Source organism: Candidatus Neomarinimicrobiota bacterium, assembly GCA_018647265.1.
Classification (GTDB): Bacteria; Fidelibacterota; Marinisomatia; order Marinisomatales; family TCS55; genus TCS55.
Genome location: JABGTK010000004.1, coordinates 38,904 through 55,870, shown reverse-complemented (window position 1 = coordinate 55,870; position 16,967 = coordinate 38,904). Strand labels below are relative to the sequence as shown.

At 40.8% G+C, this 16,967-nt stretch carries 18 protein-coding genes; all 18 read right to left on the bottom strand.

What is annotated here, in order from left to right; genetic code table 11:
• Window positions 1-6 precede the first annotated feature (6 nt).
• Genes HN459_00375 through ndhC form a run of 18 tightly spaced genes read right to left on the bottom strand, consistent with a single transcriptional unit; the run spans window position 7 to window position 16,898 of the window.
• Window positions 7-1,074, bottom strand: a complete 1,068-nt coding sequence (locus HN459_00375; GenBank protein MBT3477896.1) for an FAD:protein FMN transferase — start codon at window positions 1,072-1,074, stop codon at window positions 7-9.
• Complete coding sequence (locus HN459_00370) at window positions 1,058-2,287, bottom strand: NADH:ubiquinone reductase (Na(+)-transporting) subunit F (GenBank protein ID MBT3477895.1); 1,230 nt, start codon at window positions 2,285-2,287, stop codon at window positions 1,058-1,060. The genes HN459_00375 and HN459_00370 overlap by 17 nt, the downstream gene beginning before the upstream one ends.
• Complete coding sequence (gene nqrE, locus HN459_00365; protein MBT3477894.1) at window positions 2,287-2,895, bottom strand: NADH:ubiquinone reductase (Na(+)-transporting) subunit E; 609 nt, start codon at window positions 2,893-2,895, stop codon at window positions 2,287-2,289. Before nqrE ends, HN459_00370 begins: the two co-directional genes overlap by 1 nt.
• Window positions 2,896-2,899: 4 nt before the next feature.
• Window positions 2,900-3,526 (bottom strand): NADH:ubiquinone reductase (Na(+)-transporting) subunit D, encoded by a 627-nt coding sequence (locus HN459_00360; protein MBT3477893.1) that lies wholly within the window; start codon window positions 3,524-3,526, stop codon window positions 2,900-2,902.
• Entirely contained in the window at window positions 3,526-4,242 is a 717-nt protein-coding gene (nqrC, locus tag HN459_00355; protein ID MBT3477892.1) for an NADH:ubiquinone reductase (Na(+)-transporting) subunit C, read from the bottom strand. Before nqrC ends, HN459_00360 begins: the two co-directional genes overlap by 1 nt.
• The gene (locus tag HN459_00350) at window positions 4,232-5,410 is read right to left on the bottom strand and encodes an NADH:ubiquinone reductase (Na(+)-transporting) subunit B (GenBank protein MBT3477891.1); all 1,179 of its coding nucleotides are present in this window, start codon (window positions 5,408-5,410) and stop codon (window positions 4,232-4,234) included. Before HN459_00350 ends, nqrC begins: the two co-directional genes overlap by 11 nt.
• Complete coding sequence (locus HN459_00345; GenBank protein ID MBT3477890.1) at window positions 5,411-6,763, bottom strand: Na(+)-translocating NADH-quinone reductase subunit A; 1,353 nt, start codon at window positions 6,761-6,763, stop codon at window positions 5,411-5,413. It lies immediately after the preceding gene.
• Between the two features lie 33 nt (window positions 6,764-6,796).
• A complete protein-coding gene (locus HN459_00340) occupies window positions 6,797-8,287 on the bottom strand; it encodes an NADH-quinone oxidoreductase subunit N (GenBank protein ID MBT3477889.1) in 1,491 nt (496 codons plus the stop codon).
• A gap of 8 nt (window positions 8,288-8,295) precedes the next feature.
• On the bottom strand, window positions 8,296-9,843 hold the full coding sequence (locus HN459_00335) for an NADH-quinone oxidoreductase subunit M (protein ID MBT3477888.1): 1,548 nt from the start codon (window positions 9,841-9,843) through the stop codon (window positions 8,296-8,298).
• A gap of 21 nt (window positions 9,844-9,864) precedes the next feature.
• A complete protein-coding gene (gene nuoL, locus HN459_00330; GenBank protein MBT3477887.1) occupies window positions 9,865-11,919 on the bottom strand; it encodes an NADH-quinone oxidoreductase subunit L in 2,055 nt (684 codons plus the stop codon).
• Window positions 11,916-12,221, bottom strand: coding sequence for an NADH-quinone oxidoreductase subunit NuoK (nuoK, locus tag HN459_00325; GenBank protein ID MBT3477886.1), 306 nt, complete (start codon window positions 12,219-12,221; stop codon window positions 11,916-11,918). The genes nuoL and nuoK overlap by 4 nt, the downstream gene beginning before the upstream one ends.
• Window positions 12,221-12,709 (bottom strand): NADH-quinone oxidoreductase subunit J, encoded by a 489-nt coding sequence (locus HN459_00320; protein MBT3477885.1) that lies wholly within the window; start codon window positions 12,707-12,709, stop codon window positions 12,221-12,223. The genes nuoK and HN459_00320 overlap by 1 nt, the downstream gene beginning before the upstream one ends.
• Complete coding sequence (locus HN459_00315) at window positions 12,709-13,296, bottom strand: 4Fe-4S binding protein (GenBank protein ID MBT3477884.1); 588 nt, start codon at window positions 13,294-13,296, stop codon at window positions 12,709-12,711. The genes HN459_00320 and HN459_00315 overlap by 1 nt, the downstream gene beginning before the upstream one ends.
• A gap of 3 nt (window positions 13,297-13,299) precedes the next feature.
• The gene (gene nuoH, locus HN459_00310; GenBank protein ID MBT3477883.1) at window positions 13,300-14,376 is read right to left on the bottom strand and encodes an NADH-quinone oxidoreductase subunit NuoH; all 1,077 of its coding nucleotides are present in this window, start codon (window positions 14,374-14,376) and stop codon (window positions 13,300-13,302) included.
• Window positions 14,373-15,491 carry an NADH-quinone oxidoreductase subunit D gene (locus HN459_00305; GenBank protein ID MBT3477882.1) on the bottom strand — a complete coding sequence of 373 codons (1,119 nt, stop codon included), beginning with the start codon at window positions 15,489-15,491 and terminating at the stop codon, window positions 14,373-14,375. Before HN459_00305 ends, nuoH begins: the two co-directional genes overlap by 4 nt.
• A complete protein-coding gene (locus tag HN459_00300; GenBank protein MBT3477881.1) occupies window positions 15,482-15,982 on the bottom strand; it encodes an NADH-quinone oxidoreductase subunit C in 501 nt (166 codons plus the stop codon). The genes HN459_00305 and HN459_00300 overlap by 10 nt, the downstream gene beginning before the upstream one ends.
• Window positions 15,979-16,470: an NADH-quinone oxidoreductase subunit B gene (locus HN459_00295; GenBank protein MBT3477880.1), complete on the bottom strand. Its 492-nt coding sequence runs from the start codon at window positions 16,468-16,470 to the stop codon at window positions 15,979-15,981. The genes HN459_00300 and HN459_00295 overlap by 4 nt, the downstream gene beginning before the upstream one ends.
• Window positions 16,470-16,898, bottom strand: a complete 429-nt coding sequence (gene ndhC / locus HN459_00290) for an NAD(P)H-quinone oxidoreductase subunit 3 (GenBank protein ID MBT3477879.1) — start codon at window positions 16,896-16,898, stop codon at window positions 16,470-16,472. The genes HN459_00295 and ndhC overlap by 1 nt, the downstream gene beginning before the upstream one ends.
• Window positions 16,899-16,967 lie beyond the last annotated feature (69 nt).

The window sequence follows — 16,967 nt, the reverse complement described above, 5'->3', positions numbered from 1 at the left end:
TAATAGCTAATTAACGATTGGCATCCCAGACGATGCCACTGACTTTAATTCTTCATTTTCATTTATGATCCATAATGCTTCGAATCCATCTAATGATTCAACCAATGCTAATCCTTTTTCCACTTCCATAACATTTAGTGCAGTTGCGAGAGCGTCCGCATCCATACAACTTGTTGCAATAACTGTAACTGACGCAATGTTTGATTTGGTGGGACGACCTGTCCGTGGATCAATAATATGGGAGTACTTTACATTGTCGTATTCTTTAAAATTCCTGTAATTCCCCGAGGTGGCCATAGCTTGGTTTGTAACGGATGCTACCAAATAAATTTCTTCCCCAGGAAGGGTACCGACCATAGGATTATCGATTCCAATCTTCCATTGTTTTCCTTTATTATTTTTCCCCATTGTTCGGACTTCACCACCTATTTCTACCATAAAATATTTAACATCAGCATTACGAATGTATTCATAAAGTTGATCGACACCCCAACCTTTTGCAATGGCATTGAGATCTATCATTTGTCCTTTTCGGGATTTTATTAAAGTGGAACGGGATAAGTTGATTCCATTATAACCAACTTTCACCATTGCCTCGACAACTTCTAGATCTGTGGGCGGCTCCCACTGTTCAAGATATTCCCTATCTCCTTTCCCCCTACGCCAAACTAAGACCGATGGCAATACAGTTACATCCAGCGCACCTTCGGTTTTTTCTCCCCAATAAATGGCACGACTCAGGACAGTGGAAAATCCATCAGAAATATTGAGTGCTATTCCGCGACCTAATTTGTTAAATAATGAAATTTCACTATCCAACCGATATGTGGACATTTCTCGATCAATTTTGGACAGGATAGAATCCATGCCAAACTGAAGTTCTTCCAAGTTTAATTCTAATGATGCACTTGGAACAATTCGAATGGAATAGGTCGTACCCATTGTATTGCCATGGATTTCCATATATTTCTTTGGCTGAGAGCAACCCAATAGGCCTGCAATAGTAACAAAGCCCAACAGAAGTCGGGCTTTATTAAAAATTATAATCTTGTTTTGTTTAACCAAATTTATCATAATCGATCATTTCATCTTCTACACCCAAATCATAAAGCATCTTATCCACTGCATCAATCATCATGGGTGGACCACACATATAATATTCGATTTCGGTTGGATCTTCATGGTCTTCCAAATAGAGATCATGAGCTGCTTGGTGAATAAATCCGGTAGCCCCTTCCCAATTATCTTCGGGCATAGGCTCGGATAATGCGACCGTATATTTGAAATTTGGATGTTCTCTTTCTAATCTGAGAAAATCTTCATGGTAAAACATTTCCCGCATGGAACGAGCGCCATAGTAGAATGAAATTTTTCGATCGGTATTTTGTGTGTCCAAAAGATCAAAAAGATGGCTGCGTAAAGGGGCCATCCCTGCACCACCACCAATATATACCATTTCACGATTAGAATCTTTAGCAAAAAATTCACCAAATGGACCTGATATGGTCACCATATCTCCTGGTTTCAAATTAAATATATATGATGAAGCAATTCCGGGCGGGACGTCATTCCATAAAGCTGGTGGAGGTGTAGCAATTCGCACATTGAGCATAACTATATTCCCTTCAGCAGGATGGTTTGCCATAGAATATGCACGAAAGCAATCATCATCATTATTAGCAGTAACATCCCAAATATTATATTTATCCCAATCAGGATGATATTCCTCCTCAATTTCAAAATTTTTGAAACTCATATTTTGATACTCAGGAATATCAATCTGGATATAGCCGCCCGCTTTAAAATCAAGGATTTCACCTTCAGGAAGTTCAAGAATCAATTCTTTAATAAATGTGGCTACATTTTTATTGGAGCGAACTTTGCATTCCCATTTACGGATATTAAATATTTCATCGGCAACATGGATATCCATATTCTCTTTAATCTTAACCTGGCATGCCAAGCGCCAATTGTCCTTCGCATCCTTACGATTAATATGGCCTGTTTCTGTTGGTAAGATTCCGCCACCCCCTTCATTCACCTGACATCTGCACATGGCACAAGTGCCACCACCGCCACAGGCGGAAGGTAGAAAAATATTTTCGCTCGCTAAAGCTGAAAGAAGTGTCGCTCCGGGACGAGTGATAATTGCTTTGTCATCATCCCCATTAATTTTAATGGTTACATCACCTTGAGGAAGCAATTTGGATTCTGCAAAATTCAGGAGGAGTACCAAAACAAGGATTACTCCGGTAAAAACAGAAATACTCAGAATAGTGAAAGCCATTAAAGGTCAATCCCCGAAAATGCCATGAATGCCATTGAAAGCAATCCTGTTAAAAGCATGGTAATGCCTAAACCACGGAGTTTTGCTGGCACATTAGAATAACGAAGTCTATATCTTATGGATGCCATAGATGCAATGGCCAAGAACCAACCTAACCCAGAACCAAAACCAAATACGGTAGATTCTATGAAAGTATAATCCCGTTCAACCAAAAATAATGATCCGCCCAATATGGAGCAGTTTACTGCAATCAAAGGTAAGAATATTCCTAAATTATGGTAAAGTGTTGAAGAAAAGCGATCCATAATCATTTCTACCAATTGTACCATGGCGGCAATTACTGCGATGAAAACAATGAAATTTAAAAAGCTTAAGTCTACATTTGGAAATCCGGCCCAACTCAAGGCACCTTTTTGAAGGAAATAATGATGAATAGCCCAGTTCGCCGGTGCCGTAATGGTCAGAACAAATGTGACCGCTAAACCCAAACCGATAGAAGTATCCACTTTTTTAGAAATAGCCAAAAATGAACACATACCTAAGAAGTAAGCTAATAAAATATTTTCAACAAAAACTGCTTTAGTCAAGAGGCTAATATAATGTTCCATTAATCTAATCCTCCTCTATCTTTGCCACTATTCGCTGGACCCAAACAATAAGTCCCAAAATAATAAATGCACCAGGACTCAATACCATGAGTCCCATATTTTCATAACCAGCAGCGTAGAATGAATCGGGAATAATCTGGAATCCAAAAACAGTTCCACTACCCAATAATTCTCTGAAGAAAGAAACGGCAATGAGAATCATACCATAACCCAATCCATTACCCAGCCCATCTAAAAAAGATTTACCAGGTGGATTCTGCATTGCAAAGGCTTCCGCCCTACCCATAACGATACAGTTTGTAATAATTAATCCAACAAATACAGAAAGCTGTTTGCTTATATCATACATGTAAGCTTGGAGAATCTGATCGGTCAAAATCACCAAGGAAGCAATAACGGCTAACTGAACAATAATACGCACTTTAGAAGGGATAAAATTTCGGAGCATTGCAATGACTGTATTCGATACAGATAATACCGCCACAACTGCCAAGGTCATAACAACAGCTGTATCCATTTTTACAGTAACCGCTAAAGCAGAACAGATTCCCAAAACCTGGAGCGTGATGGGGTTATTGTTCATCAACGGATCATTGAGAACTACTTTTGATTTTTTACTGAATAAAGCCATTAGGCGCCCTCCCCACTTCTAATCCGACGAAAGAAAGGTTCGTAGGTTTTCAGATCTTTGAGTAAAAATTTATTTAATCCTTTTGAGGTCATGGTGGCACCGGAGATACCATCTACCTGGTGGAATGCTTCCGATGATGTCTGGTCAACTTTTCCTTTAATCGCTTGAATTCCAATTAATTCTCCAGAGCTATCAATGAATCGCTTCCCCTTATAATTATTTTGGAACCAGGGTTTTTCCACTTCACCGCCTAAACCAGGTGTTTCACCATGTTTATAAAATGTGATCCCCTTAGTAGTGACACCATCTGCTTCAATGGCAAAATATCCATAAAGGGTTGACCACAGACCTTTACCTGAAATGGGAATGGCATAACCATTGATCTTGCCACTCATTGTCTTTATATAAATTGGGTGCAGATTAACATCCACATCAGAATTAATATCTTCCGGCGTTTTCCCCAATACTATTTCACCATTATTATCTACTACGATACCGGAAATGTAATCATCAAAAATGGTTTGGACAGTTTCTGGAGTCCAGGGATTTTCTTCTGAAGGGGCGAAATCCAGCGAGCGTAAAATGTTTTTCTTAATATCAATTTCAATATTAAGATCCTGCTGCTCCTTAAGCGCTGAAGCAGCCAAGGAAAGGAAAAAACCCAAGATTACCGTAACTACCGTTGTAAAGATTAGTGTATACGAATTACTGCGCATATCGGGCAACTCTTCGTTTAATATTTCCTTGAATTACAAACCAGTCAATTAATGGCGCAAATGCGTTAAGTAAAAGGATTGCCAACATTGTTCCTTCTGGGTAAGCAGGGTTAATTGATCTTACAATGACAGTAAGCATTCCAAACAATATTCCATATACCCAGCGACCTTTATTGGTATGAGATCCCGTTACAGGTTCCGTGGCCATAAAGGCCATTCCGAATAGGAAGCCACCCATAACCAAATGGTAATATCCCGGGAGTGACAGCATCGTGTTGGATGAAAATGAGGCCATTAGATTGGTTAAAAATGCCGTCCCAAATAATCCAAGCAGGGCTCCTGCCATCACGCGCCAGTTGGCAATTTTGGTAATAGCTAAGAATAATGCTCCAAAAATAATGAGAAGCTTACTCGTCTCACCAATCGAACCGGGAATCCAACCTATGAACATATTCCACCATGAAAAATCAAATTGAGTCACACCACTTAACAATGCTTCAGCATTCTGATTAACCTCTGCTGCTGGTACAGCTAAGGCAGTTGCACCGGAATAACCGTCTGGACCGATCACCCAAACCTTATCACCGGAGATTCGTGCGGGATAGGTAAAAAATAAAAATGCACGAGCGACCAACGCAGGGTTGAAAATATTCATCCCAACACCGCCAAAAATTTCTTTCCCAATCACGATCCCAAAAGTAGTGGCAATGGATACTTGCCACAGTGGAATGGATGCAGGCATCACCAATGGAATCAAGGCACAGGTGACTAAGAAGCCTTCACTAATGGGATGCTTTCGAACTATGGCAAACAGAATTTCCCAAAAAGCACCTGTCGTGAAGGTGATAATTATAATAGGTAAAATTGTTCCAAAACCAAACCAAAAGTTTTCCCCATTGGTGCGCTCGATTCCAGTGGCGATACCATTTTGAACACCTACATTCATAGCGCCAAAAATATATAATGGGATGAGTGCCATGACAACCAGTATCATCACCCGTTTTGTATCAACACTATCACGAATATGAGGACCTGATTCCGTCACTTCATCCGTACTGAAAAGAATCGTATCAGTTGCTTCAAATAAGGGATATAATTTCTCTAAAGCGCCGTCCTTTTCAAATCGATGGGCATTGGCTTCTAAAGTTTTTCGGAGAAATTTAAGCATCTATCCTTCTTTCTCCATGAGCTCTAACCCATGGCGGATCATACCGCCAACATTAATCTTACTCGGACAGGCAAAAGAACAGAGGGCGAAATCTTCATCATCACATTCCATTATTCCCAATTGTTCCATCTCTTCAATATCCTCGGCATGAATCGCACGGTAGAGAGCATTGGGCAGAATATCCATTGGAAGTACATCTTCCCAAGCATTAATGGGTACCATATATCTTTCACTACCATTATTCAGTGTATTAAAGAAAAACAGTTTTTTCCCGAATCCCAAAAATGAATTGGTTAAGCTATAGCGCGTCGAGGATGAACCGGGCCGGAGCATCCCCATGAATTCTCGCTCACCGCCTTCAGGCAAGACAGACACCGAGGAATCATAAAAGCCCAAGAATCCATCAGAGTATGTTTTAGTTCCCGTAAGCACATCACCGGAAATGATACGTTGCTCTCCTCCGTATAAATTATCTTTAAGAAGTGCCTCTAATTGAACACCTATTCTAGTTTTAATATGCGTTGGGTTTTTAACGCCGGGTCCGCCAATTGTTGTAAATAAAGTTGTATCATATTTTCCTGTAAGGAAAAGATTACCAATCCGTACAACATCTTGAGCGTTTACCGTCCATACCACATCATGCAATCCCAATGGCCCAAAATGGTGTATTTGAATACCAACATTCCCCGCCGGATGGGGCCCATCAACAGTATATACTTTGGCACCTTGAGCTTCAATGAGAGTATCCGAAACGGTATTTTCATTCATAGACAAATGAACATGGCCATTGGTTAATTTTTGGAGCACATTTATGCCAGTTTGGAATTGCGACAGTCGCCGTCGAAGGGCAACATCTAGATTGACTGAAAGTGGTGCTGTATTCCAGCCAGAAATATAAATATCTCGAGGTCTTTCATCTGGGTTCGCCACTTTATTAAAAGGCCGCTGGCGAATGAATGGAAACATATTTCCATTGAGTAAAGCAGATAATACTTTTTCTCTATCTAATTTTGGTATTTCAGCTGAGCGGAAAATTTTGAATGATTCTAATTCTTCCTTTTCAGCCAATTCAATAATAATTTTTTCTATAACACGCCGTGGACCGTATTGAATAGAGGTTACTTTACCACCACCAGGCGAAGGGTATGATACTTCTGGATTGGTTTTGCAACTAAATAGGGCGGATCCCAATTTTACTGAATCACCCTCTTTCACGCAGAGTTTTGGTTTTAATCCGCGAAAATCAGTTGGTTGAATGGCTACAAATTTGGGTTGATATCCTTTTTGGACCTCATTGCTGGGAACACCCGCGATGCGGATATCATGTCCTTTTCTTATATTTAAATCAGCCAATTATATTTCCCCAAATGGCAAAGTAGATAATGGTTACATTCCCTGAAAAATGACTAAAGATTCACTTACCCAATTCGCTACCGGTCCAAAATACCAACCAAAAACAAAGGTGGGTATTGCCAAAGACAATAAAAGCACTGTAACCAATTTAGAATCCGGCATTGAAACACTTTCACTTCGTTCGCCAATTAAATACATATGCTTCACAACACGAATATAGTAATAAAGAGACACAACACTATTTAATGCACCAACAATAGCTAACCAATAGTATTGCGAACCACCTTCGATAACTGCCGCAAAAATATAAAATTTTCCAATGAATCCAGCTGTGGGTGGCAGTCCCGTTAAGGCTATCATAAATAAGGTCATGACACCACCGACAAAGGGCATATTCCATCCAAGGGCATTGAAGTCCTCAAAATCTTCTCCGCCTGTTTTATTCTGGACAAAAATGACCACAAAGAATGCACCTAGGTTCATGAAAATGTACATAACCAAGTACATCATAATACCATACACCCCAGATTGAGACATCAAGGGTAGGGCCATCATCATATATCCAGCGTGGGCAATACTTGAATAAGCCAACATTCGTTTAACACTTTTTTGTTGAATGGCTACGAGATTACCAATGGTCATTGTTGCCGCTGCCAAGATTGCCAAAAGTTGGGGCCATGGAACACTGTTTACTGCAGACCATGATTCGGAGGCAAACCCATTTCCATCACCAAACACTTGGTTAAAGAAACGAATCAACATGGCAAAACCGGCAGCTTTTGGCGCCACCGATAAGTATGCTGTAATAGTTGTGGGTGATCCTTCATAAACGTCCGGCGTCCAAAAGTGAAATGGAACAGCAGATATTTTATACCCAAATCCCGCTAAAATGAACACAGCAGAAAGAATCAGGGCCAAATTCGCATCAGGACTCAAACCGGCAATAGCCGCTTGCATTTCGAAAAATTTTGTAGTTCCTGTTAAACCAAACAGGATGCTTAATCCATAGAGCATGATTCCCGATGAGAAGGCACCATAAATGACATATTTAAGGGATGCTTCATTGCTTCTTGTCTCTTTTTTAAGGTATCCCGCTAAAAAGAAGGACATAATTGAAACCACTTCTATAGCCAAATACACCATTAGAATATCAATGGCAGATGCCATCATAAATAAACCAAAAGCCATAATAGCCATTACTGAGAAGTATTCACCGACTCTGTATTCTTTAAGCTCATTGCTATTAAAACTCATAAGAATCACTAAGGCTGTAGATATAAGAATGAGGACTTTAAAAAATTCTGAGAATGGATCTAATGCAATAGAGCCCATAAAAAGGTCAGTAACAGCGCTGCCACCAATACGGATGGCAAACAAGGTCATGGCGAGTCCACCAAGCACCCACCATGCTACCTTAAAGGACTCTTCCTTCCGGTAGAAAAGATCGGCTATAATGGCTACCAAAACCGTCACGGTCAGAATTAATTCCGGCCAAAAGTAAGCTAAGCTATTGAGATTGCTCATGCAAATGCCTACATTACGCTGGAGAGTCCACCAAGGGACACAACCTGGTCAATCAAAACATTCATTGTTTCTGCTATCAAATCCAAGAACGGACGTGGATAGACACCTAAGAAGATGGTGATAACAGCCAATGGAACAACGGTGAATAATTCACGTCTATTAATTTCTGGTAAATCATTATATTTTTCATTGGCGGGGCCAAAGAACATCCGTTGGAAAGCCCATAAGAAATAAGCCGCATTCAAGAGAATTCCAAGGGTAGAAATAATTACAATAGCTTTAAAAACCGGGAAAGCGCCGATGAAAATCATCATTTCACTTACAAATCCACTGAACATGGGTAATCCCAGTCCTGCAAAAAATGCAATAGCGACAAAAGCAGTATAAACGGGCATTTGTGATGCAAGTCCACCAAAGCCTTCAATATTCCTATGATGTGCGCGATCATAAATGACTCCAACCAAGATAAATAACATGGCCGAAATAGTGCCATGGTTAAACATCTGGAAGACTGCACCATTAAGACCTGCCTGAGCGCTGACCAAATTATCACCATGCATACCTGCTGCTGCGATGACAGCCGCCATTCCTATCAAAGTATAACCCATATGGTTCACAGATGAATAGGCAACCAATTTTTTGAGATCTGTTTGGGCAAGAGCACACATGGCACCCCAGATCACATTTATTAATCCTAAAACAGCCAATGCGCCCGCAAACCAAAATACACCATCAGGAAGCATTGTATAATTAATTCTAAGGATTCCATAAACACCCAATTTCAATAGAACACCGGCCAAAATTACAGATATTGCTGTAGGTGCTTCTACGTGGGCTAATGGTAGCCAAGTGTGAAATGGGAAAACTGGAACTTTAATCGCAAATCCAATAAACAAAAGTACCCAGATAACTTTGATTGCACTCATTCCCCACCATAGTACGCCGTTCAACGCAGTTGGAGCTGTTTCCATCAACACCAGCATGTCGAATGTATTACCGCAAGTAAAATATAAGGCCAAGATTGCGATTAGCATCAATACAGAACCGAATAAGGTGTAAAGGAAAAATTTAATGGCGGCATATTCTCTTTGTGGTCCGCCCCACATGCCGATGAGGAAATACATGGGTAACAGCATGACTTCCCAGAAAATATAGAACAGGAAGAAATCCAGTGACAGGAAGACACCCATGACACCAGTATTCAACAATAAGAAAAGGGCAAAATACCCTTTTACCGCTTTATTAATGTTCCAACTGACGAACACGCTGATAAAACCGATCAGCGCCATCAGTACAACCATAGGCAGACTTAAACCGTCTACACCCAGGATGTATGTAATGTTAAATGATGGAATCCATTCAGCCCTTTCCATGAACTGGAAGGTACCGACGGACGGATCAAAGATTCGCCAGAGGTATAATGCCAATACCAACTGAATTCCCAATGTGACTGCAGAAACTTGTTTTATGAGTTCCGTTTTGTCACGAGGAATCAAGGCGATTGCAACCATACCGATAACCGGTAGCCAAATGATCCAACTGAGTAAATGATTCATACTTAGCCCTTTATGAAATCTCTATATCGTCTGGATAACCAGAATGATAATTACACCAACCAATGCGAATAACATATAATTCTGCAATCGGCCGGTTTGAATCTGTTTTAATTGTTTTCCGAATCCTTCCGCGGAGCGACCCACGCCATCAACCAAAGTTTGATCTAATCCTTCATAATCCATTCTACCTGTAATACGAGACAAGAACTTTGTTACATGACCAAAACCGTTGATAAAGTATTTATCATAAAGGTCCCAATCCACGTAAGCCACAGCACGGGATAATTTTAAAAATGGTTGATAGAGGAAGCGGTCATAGTTTTCGTCAAAATAATATTTATTCAGGGATAGTTTGTAAAAGAATCCCATTTTTGAAGCCCACATTTGGGGCGAAAGTTTTTTCTTTATATACATGAGATAGGATAGTCCGATACCAAGTGATGCCACTAATAATGAAAGTGCCATGGCAGGATAATGGGCATGGTGAATGCCTTCATATATCGCGTGCGCTGTTGGATTTCCAGGAACGGATGAGTTGCCCGCAACAATTAATTCGGTAAACCAGCCATGATCTGAAATAGGATTAAAATAGGGAAATGTGTAAAAAAGAAAGAAACTCAACCCAGCCAACAATATAAGGGGAAATGTCATGACGCGGGGTGATTCATGGATACCTTTAAATACTTTAGGCATTTTAGCTTCACCATGAAATGTCATAAAGATCAGCCTAAACATATAGAAAGCAGTAATGGCGGCGGCGCCAAAACCAAATATTGGTAGTAAAAAATGTTGAGGATACTGTTGGGCAAAAGACAGACTTCCAGCTAATATTGCATCCTTGGATAAAAATCCTGAGAATAGGGGTACTCCAGAGATCGCCAAAGTGGCAATTGCCATTGTCCAATAAGTAATGGGCATTTTAGATTTGAATCCGCCCATATTTCTCATATCCTGAGGATCTGTATCATCATTATGAAGATCGTGCAAAGAATGATGCATGGCATGGATTACAGAACCGGAACCATAAAATAAACATGCTTTAAACATGGCGTGGGTCAAAAGGTGAAAGAATGCGGCTACATAATTTCCAACGCCAACAGCTAGGATCATATATCCCAATTGACTGACGGTAGAATAAGCTAAAACTTTTTTAATATCGTTTTGGGTAATGGCAATCGTTGCAGCAAACAATGCTGTAAAACCACCGACATAAGCGATGATAGTTAATGCTTCTGGAGAAAATAATGGAAATAATCTAACGGTGAGATAAACACCGGCAGCAACCATGGTAGCAGCATGCATCAAAGCTGAAACGGGGGTAGGTCCTTCCATCGCATCTGGGAGCCAAATGTGGAGTGGAAATTGAGATGATTTCCCCACAGCGCCCATAAATAATCCAGCTCCCGCCAAGGTTAGTAAGGTACCGCTAATCATTCCTTGAGAAACGCCAGCAAAAACTTCCTGAAAATTAAATGAACCGATTGCTGTGAAGATGAGCATAATGCCGATAAAGAAACCAATATCTCCTACCCTATTGGTCAAAAATGCTTTTTTTGCAGCATTGGCGGCTGAATGTTTCTCAAACCAATGACCTATTAATAAAAAAGAGCTGACACCGACCAACTCCCAAAAGATATAAAGGGAGATCAGATTGTTAGCCAATACAATTCCGTTCATGGAAAAAGTAAATAAACCAAGATAAGCGTAATAGGTATTATAACGAATATCGCCCTTCATGTATTCCAATGAAAAAATGTGGGTCATGCTAGAGATTAATGCTACCACCACCAACATTACGATCGTGATATTATCAACCCAAAAACCCAGTTCAATTTTGAAGGCACCTAAATCAATCCAAGTAAACTTAGCTTCATGAGAAAAACCGGGATCCCAATTCATGAACATATTCATCAGTAAGGAAAGGGATAAAATGAGCGTTATTAATACAGCACCAACGGATACCCAATCGCCTTGTCTCGGGAGACGTTTACCAAATATAAAATTGATAAAAAAGGCTCCTAAGGGCAGAAACAGTATCAGTAAGCAAAAATCAGTAATGATGTTCCCTGTAATCATTGTTTCATTTCACTAACATCATCAATGTTGATGGTATTAAAATTGTTAAAAATATTAATTATGATTGCCAAGGCTACTGCCGCTTCTGCCGCAGCTAAAACAATAATGAATAACGCATAAATATGACCGGTGATGTTCATACCGCCAAATCGGGCAAAAGCAACTAAATTAATATTGGCAGAGTTGAGGATCAATTCCACTGCCATCAATACAGCCACACCATTTCGCCGTGTGATTACGCCATACAATCCTAATGAAAAAAGGATTGCGCTCACCAATAAATAATTATTTAAGCTATCCATTAATTCTCTTTCCTTGAGAGAGTGGTTGCACCGATTAATGCGCCCAATAATAAAAGGGATGCCACTTCAAAAGGTAGTAAATACTCCATCATAAGTAATCGCCCAATTGTTGCAGTAGTCTCCACCGGTTCTGTTGTCGCCACTTGATGCCAAGGTGTATTTAAAATCATATATCCTAGAATACCTACAAATCCCAGAACGACAAGAGTGCCACTTCCTTTTTGAACAGACGTATGGTTGATATTTACGGAAGTAATTTTATTCGTCAACATAATTCCAAAAATAATTAAAATCAGTATTCCACCCACATATACAACCACTTGGACAATTGCGATAAAATCCGCCCATAGGAATACATACAAACCCGTCACACCCATAAAAGAGAAAAGGAGCGCATATGCGGAATAGAGTAGGTTTTTACTTTGGACCACCATTAATGCGGATCCAAGGGTAATCCCTACAATTATCCAAAATACAAAATCGGCCATTAGGCTTGCGCCTCCGGTTTTTTAGGATTTTTCAATTCTTCTCTTTGTTCAGATGTAGTGGATTTGGCAAACTGGTATATCAGATCGGTTCGGTCAAACTCTGAAAATTCATAATCTATAGGATGTTTAGAACTGTTTGGACCACCTACCATAAAGATACATTCTTCGGGGCACGGATAAGTACATAGGTTGCAGTAACAACATTCAGACATATCTATGGTAAAGCGACTTACCACCATTGCCTTGTTTGATCCATTGGAGGTCACACCTGTATGGCCAACATCAGGAATATCTTCCCCGCGAATAGGTGCTTTAATTGTATTGATAGTAATACAATCTACCGGGCAAGCACGTTCACATTTGAGACAGCCAATACAATCATCAATATCTACATGAAGCCGTGACCGGATTACATTATAATCTTCATGTTCGAAACCGATATTACGCTCAGGACGGGGCCACCGTTCTTCGGGGTATTGAAGGGTCACATTGTCCCGTTTTATGTTTATCATGTGGCGCCAAGTTATGCGCATTCCAGTCCACAATGTGTTTACGGTATCATAAATATCTGTGAAATACTTTGACATAGTTTATCCGAAAATTAATTTCCAAATACCGACGCCAAATATGTTCAACATAGCGATCGGGATGAATACTTTCCAACATACATGCATGAGCTGATCCACACGAAGGCGGGGAAACGTCCAACGAAACCACATCATGACAAAAATCAATGAAGCTACTTTACCCATAAACCAGAATAATCCCCATGCGCCTGTATCAAATAATCCAGGTATTGGACTCCGCCAACCACCTAAGAATCCAGCCACAGCCAAACCACTGACAATCAGCATATTGGCATATTCGCTTAGGAAGAAGATGGCCCATCGGAAACCGGAATATTCCGTCATCCAACCGGCCACAAGTTCAGATTCAGCTTCAGGAATATCAAAGGGTGTTCGATTCGTTTCAGCAATTGCGCTGATAAAAAAGATGAAAAATGCTAAAAATGAGAAAGGATTATTAAAAATGATCCAATTTGGAAGAATGCCCCAAACAGTACCGGACTGATGATGAATCAATTCTTGGAGATTCATGGTGCCCGCCATCATAATGGGTACAATGATGGATAATCCAGCTGGGATTTCATAACTGATTATTTGAGCGGCAGAACGCATGGCGCCATAGAGAGACCATTTATTATTGGAAGCCCAACCGGCCATAACGATTCCAATCACACCAACGGATCCCACAGCTATAATATAAAAAACACCCACATTAAAATCCACAACTTGGAGCGTTTGGCTAAAAGGAACGGCGGCCAATCCCATGAAGGCACCAATAAAAATAATGAAAGGTGCCATTTTAAATAAAATTTTATCTGACGATTCTGGAACCGTATCTTCCTTTACCAAAAGTTTTATTGCATCGGCAGCAGTTTGGAGTAATCCCCATTTACCGGCATGGAGTCCCGGCCCTTGCCCCATGGGTCCAATTCGATCCATCATGAAAGCAGACACTTTTCGTTCAACATAAACTGCAACCATAGCATTGAGGGCCATCACTAAAAATAATGGAATCCCAGAAATGACGACCGCTAAAATAAACGCCAGAACAGGAAAATCGCCTATCGTGGCTAACCAACCCATGAGCATATCAACGGTCATCGATCGATTTCTCCTAATACAATATCTAAGCTGCCCAAAATAGCAATAACATCCGAAATCATCCATCCTCGTGAAATTTCATCTAAGACCGATAGTGCCGTAAATGCAGGAGAACGCATTTTCACTCGAGAGGCCACCGGCGTGCCGTCACTCACAATATAATAGCCAAGATCGCCACGAGGACTTTCTGTTCTACGATAAATCGAGCCTTTAGGCGGACGAATTTTTTTCGGTATCGCCTGATGTACATCACCACCAGGAATATCTTTCAAAGCTTGGCGAATGATTTTAACACTTTCTATTACTTCTTGCATTCGAACCAAATAACGGTCAAAACAATCGCCAACGGTTCCCAATTCACCCGTCCCTATGGGTACTTCAAAATCAAATCTGTCATAGATTGAATATGGTTCATCTTTTCGGACATCCCATTTTACGCCTGATGCGCGCAAATTTGGTCCAGTTACGCCATAGCTCACAGCCACATCAGCAGGAAGCACTCCCACATCGGCAGTTCTTTCAACAAAAATTTTATTATACGTGAGCAATTCATTGTACTCACTAATCTGCGGTTCAAAGTAATCTAGAAATCCGATACAGATTTTTTCAAAATCTTTAGGTAAATCATGGGATACACCGCCAACCCACATATAATTATAAAGGAGGCGCGCACCACAGGTGTATTCAAACAAATCCAAGATACGTTCCCGATCGCGGAGCATATATAAAAATGGGGTAAAAGCGCCGATGTCTAGGCCGTAAACACCGAGAGCAAGAAGATGACTTGCGATTCGATTCAGCTCCCCCATGATAACGCGGATATAGTCTACTCGTTCTGGCACTTTAATTTCCATTAAGTCTTCCATGGCAACAACATAACCAAAGTTGCTATTCATGGCAGCGAGGTAATCACAACGGTCCGTAAATGGAATCACCTGTTCATAGGTGACATTTTCAGAATGCTTTTCGAAACAGCGGTGAAGATATCCGATATGAGGCCGAATTTCAGAAACGATCTCACCGTCGGTCATAACCTCGAGACGCAACACACCATGGGTGCTGGGATGCTGGGGCCCAATATTGAGGATCATTTGATCGCCCTTAACTACTCCCATCCCGACTCTTCTTTCATTTTTGGTACCACTATTCCGTGGTAATCCAATTGCCCTTCATAATCTTTTCTCAAAGGCCAACCTTCCCAATCATCGGGACATAAAATTCTTCGCAGATCGCGGTGCCCTTCATAAACAATTCCAAACATATCGTATGTTTCGCGCTCGAACCAGTCACCAATCCGCCATAATTGTTCAATAGATGCTACCTTAGGATTGGCGCGATCATGACTGATTACAACTTCGATTTTATGGCGATGCTCCATGGAGTGCAGATTGTAGCGCGTTTGCAAGGGGCCCTCTTCTCCTGTATCAATACCAGTAATACATTCTAATTGATCGAAAGAGAGGTTCGGGTCATTCTTCATAAATGTAGCAACATCCAGCCATTGGTCATCAATTAATTCAACTTGACGGTCTGCCAGTTCCTTGTTTTCAACGATAGTACCAGGAAACTGGCTTTCGATCGCAGCTTTAATTTCAGCTGATGTCATGCAGATTTTCGGGTGAGCGGACGCTCAGTCTGAATTTTTTCCTGGAGTTTCAACAGACCTTCAATCAAGGCTTCTGGACGGGGCGGGCAACCGGGGACATACACATCTACCGGTACTACCAAATCCACACCTTTAAGGACGTGGTATCCATGCTGCCAATAAGGACCGCCGCTTGTGGCGCAACTTCCCATTGAAATCACATATTTGGGGTCGGCCATTTGTTCATATAATTTTTTAACGCGCAGTGCCATCTTCATGGTTACTGTTCCTGCCACAATCATTACATCTGCTTGTCGCGGAGAGGAACGGGGCATCATACCAATCCGTTCTAAATCATGACGACTGGCAGCCGAAGCCATCATCTCGATCGCGCAGCAAGCCAATCCAAACTGGAAATACCATGGCGATGTTGAACGGGCCCATCCTAGGAATTTGTCCAGAGACGCAACGATGACATTGTCTTGAAATCTATTTTCTAAAACACCCATTATGATTCCTGTGTTGTTTGGGATTTCTCAATCAAGTTAGCATATCGGCCACGGCCATACTTCACATTATACTTGACCCAATCCAAGTCACCCTTTTTCCAGACATAAGCAAGACCGATCATTAAAATAACCAAGAAGATTGCCATTTCTACAAATGCCAGCATTCCCAATTCATTAAATACAACGGCCCACGGGAATAAAAATACAACTTCTACATCAAATATGAGAAAGATAAGAGCAACCACATAAAAACGAATATTGAACTGTACCCAGGCAGAGCCTTCAGATTCTTCACCGCATTCATATGTGGCAAGTTTATCAGGATTGGGATTGGAAGGGGCAACCAACTGCTGGATAAGCAACGGTACATAGACGAGTACAATGCCCATGAAAATGAAAATAAATATGGTGCCGAAGTCGCGATACATTTGTTTTTTGACTCGTTTCGAGTCGGCGAATTTAGAATTTATTATTGAGCTTGGTCAAGATAAACTTCA

Excerpts from the sequence above, each read along its gene's own strand:
- HN459_00375 (MBT3477896.1), bottom strand. The coding sequence starts at position 1,074 with ATGATAAATTTGGTTAAACAAAACAAGATTATAATTTTTAATAAAGCC.
- HN459_00370 (MBT3477895.1), bottom strand. The coding sequence starts at position 2,287 with ATGGCTTTCACTATTCTGAGTATTTCTGTTTTTACCGGAGTAATCCTT.
- nqrE (MBT3477894.1), bottom strand. The coding sequence starts at position 2,895 with ATGGAACATTATATTAGCCTCTTGACTAAAGCAGTTTTTGTTGAAAAT.
- HN459_00360 (MBT3477893.1), bottom strand. The coding sequence starts at position 3,526 with ATGGCTTTATTCAGTAAAAAATCAAAAGTAGTTCTCAATGATCCGTTG.
- nqrC (MBT3477892.1), bottom strand. The coding sequence starts at position 4,242 with ATGCGCAGTAATTCGTATACACTAATCTTTACAACGGTAGTTACGGTA.
- HN459_00350 (MBT3477891.1), bottom strand. The coding sequence starts at position 5,410 with ATGCTTAAATTTCTCCGAAAAACTTTAGAAGCCAATGCCCATCGATTT.
- HN459_00340 (MBT3477889.1), bottom strand. The coding sequence starts at position 8,287 with ATGAGCAATCTCAATAGCTTAGCTTACTTTTGGCCGGAATTAATTCTG.
- HN459_00335 (MBT3477888.1), bottom strand. The coding sequence starts at position 9,843 with ATGAATCATTTACTCAGTTGGATCATTTGGCTACCGGTTATCGGTATG.
- nuoL (MBT3477887.1), bottom strand. The coding sequence starts at position 11,919 with ATGATTACAGGGAACATCATTACTGATTTTTGCTTACTGATACTGTTT.
- nuoK (MBT3477886.1), bottom strand. The coding sequence starts at position 12,221 with ATGGATAGCTTAAATAATTATTTATTGGTGAGCGCAATCCTTTTTTCA.
- HN459_00320 (MBT3477885.1), bottom strand. The coding sequence starts at position 12,709 with ATGGCCGATTTTGTATTTTGGATAATTGTAGGGATTACCCTTGGATCC.
- HN459_00315 (MBT3477884.1), bottom strand. The coding sequence starts at position 13,296 with ATGTCAAAGTATTTCACAGATATTTATGATACCGTAAACACATTGTGG.
- nuoH (MBT3477883.1), bottom strand. The coding sequence starts at position 14,376 with ATGACCGTTGATATGCTCATGGGTTGGTTAGCCACGATAGGCGATTTT.
- HN459_00305 (MBT3477882.1), bottom strand. The coding sequence starts at position 15,491 with ATGGGAGTAGTTAAGGGCGATCAAATGATCCTCAATATTGGGCCCCAG.
- HN459_00300 (MBT3477881.1), bottom strand. The coding sequence starts at position 15,982 with ATGACATCAGCTGAAATTAAAGCTGCGATCGAAAGCCAGTTTCCTGGT.
- HN459_00295 (MBT3477880.1), bottom strand. The coding sequence starts at position 16,470 with ATGGGTGTTTTAGAAAATAGATTTCAAGACAATGTCATCGTTGCGTCT.
- ndhC (MBT3477879.1), bottom strand. The coding sequence starts at position 16,898 with ATGTATCGCGACTTCGGCACCATATTTATTTTCATTTTCATGGGCATT.